Annotated in this window: 5 protein-coding genes; all 5 read left to right on the top strand. The window is 77.6% G+C overall.

Going from position 1 to position 5,681, the window contains the following annotated elements; genetic code table 11:
- Positions 1-409 precede the first annotated feature (409 nt).
- Entirely contained in the window at positions 410-2,617 is a 2,208-nt protein-coding gene (rho, locus tag ACRYMN_RS20605) for a transcription termination factor Rho (RefSeq protein WP_432499265.1), read from the top strand.
- 179 nt (positions 2,618-2,796) lie between these two features.
- A complete protein-coding gene (gene rpmE / locus ACRYMN_RS20600; RefSeq protein WP_432499263.1) occupies positions 2,797-3,012 on the top strand; it encodes a 50S ribosomal protein L31 in 216 nt (71 codons plus the stop codon).
- A gap of 133 nt (positions 3,013-3,145) precedes the next feature.
- Entirely contained in the window at positions 3,146-4,216 is a 1,071-nt protein-coding gene (gene prfA, locus ACRYMN_RS20595; RefSeq protein ID WP_432499261.1) for a peptide chain release factor 1, read from the top strand.
- Complete coding sequence (prmC, locus tag ACRYMN_RS20590) at positions 4,213-5,085, top strand: peptide chain release factor N(5)-glutamine methyltransferase (protein ID WP_432499259.1); 873 nt, start codon at positions 4,213-4,215, stop codon at positions 5,083-5,085. Before prfA ends, prmC begins: the two co-directional genes overlap by 4 nt.
- A 48-nt stretch (positions 5,086-5,133) precedes the next feature.
- On the top strand, positions 5,134-5,681 hold a 548-nt coding region (locus ACRYMN_RS20585), incomplete at its 3' end, for an L-threonylcarbamoyladenylate synthase (RefSeq protein ID WP_432499257.1).

Genomic DNA, 5,681 nt, shown 5'->3' with positions numbered 1-5,681 from the left:
GCGGGGGGCCCCCCCCCCCCCCCCCCCCCCCCCCCCCCCCCCCCCCCCCCCCCCCCCCCCCCCCCCCCCCCCCCCCCCCCCCCCCCCCCCCCCCCCCCCCCCCACGGCGGCTGGCGCGTGCGCACCCTGCCGGTCGCCCAGCGCGGCGTCAGCTGGGCCCCCGGCGGCTGAGCGGCCGATCGGGGGAACGGCGATCCCGCCCGGTGACGTGGTGCTAGGATCGTTGGAGCACCTCACCGACGGGGTCGCGTTCCCCTCTGCGCACACCCTCCTCGTCGCCCGGTGCGCATCCACGAGGAATCCGCGCTCATCAGCGCGTCCGTGGATCCAGTTCCTGCCCGTTGCGGGCAGTCATCGCGACCGTGCTGCATCTGATCGGCCAGTCGCTGGACGAGGGGGAAGGACCTTCGTGACCGACACCACCGACATCGCCGCCCCCGACGGCGCCGTCGCCGACGCGCCCGCGGCCCGCCGCACCGGCAGCCTCTCCGCGCTGCGCCTGCCCCAGCTGCAGGCCCTGGCGGCGGAGCTGGGCATCGACGGCACCGGCCGCATGCGCAAGGTGGACCTGCTCGCCGCCATCCGCGAGCACCAGGCGGGCGTGCCGCAGGCCACCCGCCGGCCCGCCGCCGAGAGCGCCCCGGCCGCGCCGACCGGCTCCGGCGAGCCCGCCGCCCCGGCCCGGGCCGCCGACCCGGTTCCCGCGCAGCCCACCGCCGCCCCGGCCGCGGTGCCCCTGACGTCGCTCGTCGTCGACGGCGGCGCGAGCACCGGCGAGGCCCCCGCGGGCGAGGCGGCCGGCGGCGGGCGCCGCCCGCGCCGCGCCGGCGCCCCGGCCGGTGCGCCGCAGCCCGCCGGTGCGGCCCAGCCCGCCGGCGCCGAGGCGCCCGCTCGCACCGAGCCGCAGACCGCCCAGGCCCCGCAGACCGCCCAGGCCCCGCAGACCGCCCAGGCCCCGCAGGACGCGCAGTCGTCCCCGCAGGCCCCGCAGGTGGACGCCGAGCGCCGTGACGACGCCGAGGACGCCGCCGGCGCGCCGGGCCTGCCCACGCTGGAGGAGTTCACCTCCCGCGCCGAGCGCACCGAGCGCCCCGAGCGCGGGGACCGGCCCGAGCGCCTCTCGCGCCGCGAGCGCGCCCGCCGCGAGCGGGTGCGCGAGCCCGACCAGCAGGTCGAGCTGCCCGTCATGCCGCGCCGCGAGGCGCCCGCGGACGGCGAGGCGCCGCGCGCCGACCGCGCCCTGCGCGAGGACCGCGCGCCCCGCGAGGACCGCGCCCCGCGCGAGGAGCGCGAGCCGCGCGTCGCGCCGGTGGTCCCCGCGGCCGGCACCGGCCCCGTGGACGACTTCGACGACGAGCGCGGCGGCCGCCGCGGGCGCCGCAACCGCTACCGCGACCGCAAGGGCCGCCGCGGCGGCCGCGAGGGCGCCGCCCCCGAGGTCGACACCGAGATCAGCGAGGACGACGTCCTGCTGCCGGTGGCCGGCATCCTCGACGTGCTGGACAACTACGCGTTCATCCGCACCTCGGGCTACCTGGCCGGCGCCAACGACGTCTACGTCTCGCTGAACCAGGTGAAGAAGAACCACCTGCGCCCCGGCGACGCGGTCACCGGCGCCGTGCGCCAGCCGCGCGAGGGCGAGCAGCAGGGCCAGCGCTCGAAGTTCAACGCGCTGGTGCGCGTGGACAGCGTCAACGGCGCGCCCCCGGAGCAGGCCCGCAACCGGCCCGACTTCACCAAGCTCACGCCGCTGTACCCGCAGGACCGCCTGCGGCTCGAGACCGAGCCCAACATCATGACCACGCGGATCATCGACCTGATGTCCCCGCTGGGCAAGGGGCAGCGCGGTCTGATCGTGGCCCCGCCGAAGGCCGGCAAGACGATGGTCATGCAGGCCATCGCCAACGCCATCACGACGAACAACCCCGAGTGCCACCTCATGGTCGTCCTCGTCGACGAGCGGCCCGAAGAGGTCACCGACATGCAGCGGACGATCAAGGGCGAGGTCATCGCCTCGACCTTCGACCGCCCCGCCTCCGACCACACCGCCGTCGCCGAGCTGGCCATCGAGCGCGCCAAGCGCCTGGTGGAGCTGGGCAACGACGTGGTCGTGCTGCTGGACTCGCTGACCCGCCTCTCGCGCGCCTACAACATCTCGGCGCCGGCCAGCGGGCGCATCCTCTCCGGCGGCGTGGACGCCTCGGCGCTGTACCCGCCCAAGCGCTTCTTCGGCGCGGCCCGCAACGTCGAGAACGGCGGCTCGCTGACCATCCTCGCCTCGGCCCTGGTCGAGACCGGCTCCAAGGCCGACGAGGTGATCTTCGAGGAGTTCAAGGGCACGGGCAACATGGAGGTCCGCCTGTCGCGCCAGCTGGCCGACAAGCGCATCTTCCCGGCCGTGGACGTGCCGGCCTCGGGCACGCGGCGCGAGGAGATCCTCATGTCGCGCGAGGAGCTGCAGACCGTCTGGAAGCTGCGCCGCGTGGTCACCGCGCTGGACGCGCAGGCCAGCATCGAGCTGCTGCTGGACCGCCTGAAGAAGACCCGCAGCAACCTCGAGTTCCTCGTGCAGGTGCAGAAGTCCACGCCCCTGGTGAACAAGGACTCGGACGACTGACACCCCCCGCACCGCGGCCCGGGGGCGGGAATCACCGCCCCCGGGCCGCGGTTGTGCAGGGTGGCCGGCTCGTGCAGCGCCCTGTGGGAGACTGGCCCGACCGCAGGCCCCGGCTCACGCCCGCACCACCCCGACGGGGAGGGCGACCCGGTGCCGATCGACGCGATGAGGAGAACACCATGAAGGCCGGTATCCACCCGGAGTACGTGGAGACCCAGGTGACCTGCACCTGCGGCAACACGTTCACCACCCGCAGCACCTCGACGAGCGGCGAGCTCCGCGCCGACGTGTGCAGCGCCTGCCACCCGTTCTACACGGGCAAGCAGAAGATCCTGGACACCGGCGGCCGCGTGGCCCGCTTCCAGGCGCGCTACGCGAAGAAGACCACCAAGTAGCACGCTCGCAGCGCCGGTCCCACCGCCCCCTCCGGGCGGAGGGGCCGGCGCTGTCGCGTTCCCGCACCACCCGCGCCACCCGCGCCACCCGCGCAGCGCAGCCGCCCGCACCCCCGCCCCCGGAGGCACCGCCGTGTTCGAGTCCGTCCAGCCGCTGCTCGACGAGCACGCCGAGCTGGAGCGCCGCCTGGCCGACCCGGCGGTGCACGCGGACGCCGCCCTGGCCCGCTCCCTGGGCCGGCGCTACGCCGAGCTGGGCGCCGTCGCCGACGCCCACGGCGCCTGGCGCGCGGCCGAGGACGACCTGGGCGCGGCCCGCGAGCTGGCCGCCGAGGACGACTCCTTCGCCGCCGAGCTGCCCGCGCTGGAGGGCTCGGCCGCCGCGGCCGCCGAGCGCCTGCGCCGCCTGCTGCTGCCGCGCGACCCCGACGACGCGCGCGACGTCATCCTGGAGATCAAGGCGGGGGAGGGCGGGGAGGAGTCCGCCCTCTTCGCCGGCGACCTGCTGCGCATGTACCTGCGCTACGCCGAGCGGCGCGGCTGGAGCACCGAGCTGCTCGACGCCACCCCCAGCGACCTCGGCGGCTACAAGGACGTCTCCGTGGCCGTGAAGGCGCGCGGCGCCGTCGCCGGGGGCGTGTGGAGCCGGCTGAAGTACGAGGGCGGGGTGCACCGCGTGCAGCGCGTGCCCGTCACCGAGTCCGCCGGGCGCGTGCACACCTCCGCCGTCGGCGTGCTCGTCGTGCCCGAGGCCGAGGAGGTCGAGGTGCAGGTGGACCCGGGCGACCTGCGCGTGGACGTCTTCCGCTCCTCCGGCCCCGGCGGGCAGAGCGTGAACACCACCGACTCCGCCGTGCGCATCACGCACCTGCCCACCGGCATCGTCGTCAGCTGCCAGAACGAGAAGTCGCAGCTGCAGAACCGCGAGCAGGCGCTGCGCATCCTGCGCGCGCGGCTGCACGCCGCCGCCCAGGAGGCCGCCGACGCCGAGGCCTCCGCCGCGCGGCGCTCGCAGGTGCGCACCGTGGACCGCTCCGAGCGCATCCGCACCTACAACTACGGCGAGAACCGCATCGCCGACCACCGCACCGGCTTCAAGGCGTACAACCTCGACGCCGTGCTCGACGGCGACCTGGACCCGGTGGTGCAGTCGGCCGTGGACGCCGACGAGGCCGCCCAGCTGGCCGCCGCGGGCACCCCGTGAGCACCGGCGCCGTGCGCGACCTGCTCGAGGCGGCGGCCGCGCGGCTGGCGGCGGCGGGGGTGCCCAGCCCCCGCACGGACGCCGAGGTGCTGCTGGCGCACGCCCTGGGCGTGGAGCGCTCGCGCCTGGGCGTCGTGGCGGTGCTCGGCTCGCCGGTCGAGCCGGCCGCCGCGGCGCGCTTCGGCGAGCTGCTGGCCCAGCGCGCCGAGCGGGTGCCGCTGCAGCACCTGACCGGCCGCGCCGGCTTCCGCGCGCTGGAGCTGGCGGTGGGCCCGGGCGTCTTCGTGCCCCGGCCCGAGACGGAGGTCCTCGCCGGCCTCGCCGTGGACGAGGCCGCCCGCCTGGCCGCCGCCGGCGCGCGCCCGGTCGTGGTGGACCTGTGCACCGGCTCGGGCGCCGTCGCGCTCGCGGTGGCCACCGAGGTCCCCGCCGCTCGCGTGCACGCCGTCGAGCTGGACCCGATGGCCCACGCCTGGGCGCGGCGCAACGCCGACGCGCTGGCGCCGGGTCTGGACCTGCGCCTGGGCGACGCCGCCACCGCCTTCGGCGACCTCGACGGCGCCGTGGACGTCGTCGTCAGCAACCCCCCGTACGTGCCGCCCGGCGCGGTGCCGCACGAGGTGGAGGTCGCCCGCCACGACCCCGAGCTGGCGCTGTACGGCGGCGGCGAGGACGGCCTGCAGGTGCCGCGGCGCGTCGTGGCGGCCGCCGCGCGGCTGCTGCGCGCCGGCGGACTGGTCGCGCTCGAGCACGCCGAGGTGCAGGAGGACGGCGCGCGGCGGATGTTCGCCGCGCCGTCGTGGCGGGGGGTGGCCGGGCACCGCGACCTGGCCGGCCGGCCGCGCTGCACGAGCGCCCGGCGCACCTGACGGGGTGCCGGGGGCCCGCCGGGGCGCCCCGGTGGGACACTCGCCCCTGTGAGACCCCCTTTCGACTGCGCGGACCCGCTCGCCCGCGAGCGCGGGCTCAAGGCCGCCGAGAACGCCGTCAAGCGCGGCGAGGTCGTCGTGCTGCCCACCGACACCGTGTACGGCATCGGCGTCGACGCCTTCTCCCCGGCGGCCGTGCGCAAGCTCCTGGACGCCAAGGGCCGCGGTCGCGACATGCCCCCGCCGGTGCTGGTGCCCGAGGTGCGCACCGTCGACGGGCTGGCCTCGGCCGTGCCCTTCGCGGTGCGCGAGCTCATGGACGCCTTCTGGCCCGGTGCGCTGACCATCGTCTGCCGCGCGCAGCCGTCCCTGACGTGGGACCTCGGCGACACCGGCGGCACGGTGGCGCTGCGCATGCCCCTGCACCCGGTGGCGCTGGAGCTGCTGGCGCGCACCGGTCCCATGGCGGTCTCCAGCGCCAACCTGTCGGGGGGGGGGGGGGGGGGGGGGGGGGCGGGGGGCGGGGGGGGGCGGGGGGGGGGGGGGGGGGGGGGGGGGGGGGGGGGGGGCGGGCGCGGGCGCGGGGCGGCCCCGCG

It is taken from the genome of Kineococcus gypseus, from assembly GCF_050871305.1.
Classification (GTDB): Bacteria; Actinomycetota; Actinomycetes; order Actinomycetales; family Kineococcaceae; genus Kineococcus; species Kineococcus gypseus.
The sequence above is the reverse complement of the archived record's forward strand: the minus strand, read 5'-3'. Positions and strand labels throughout refer to the sequence as shown.

What these genes read in the sequence shown, in the direction of transcription:
- rpmE (WP_432499263.1), top strand. Translation starts at nt 2,797, where the DNA reads ATGAAGGCCGGTATCCACCCGGAGTACGTGGAGACCCAGGTGACCTGC.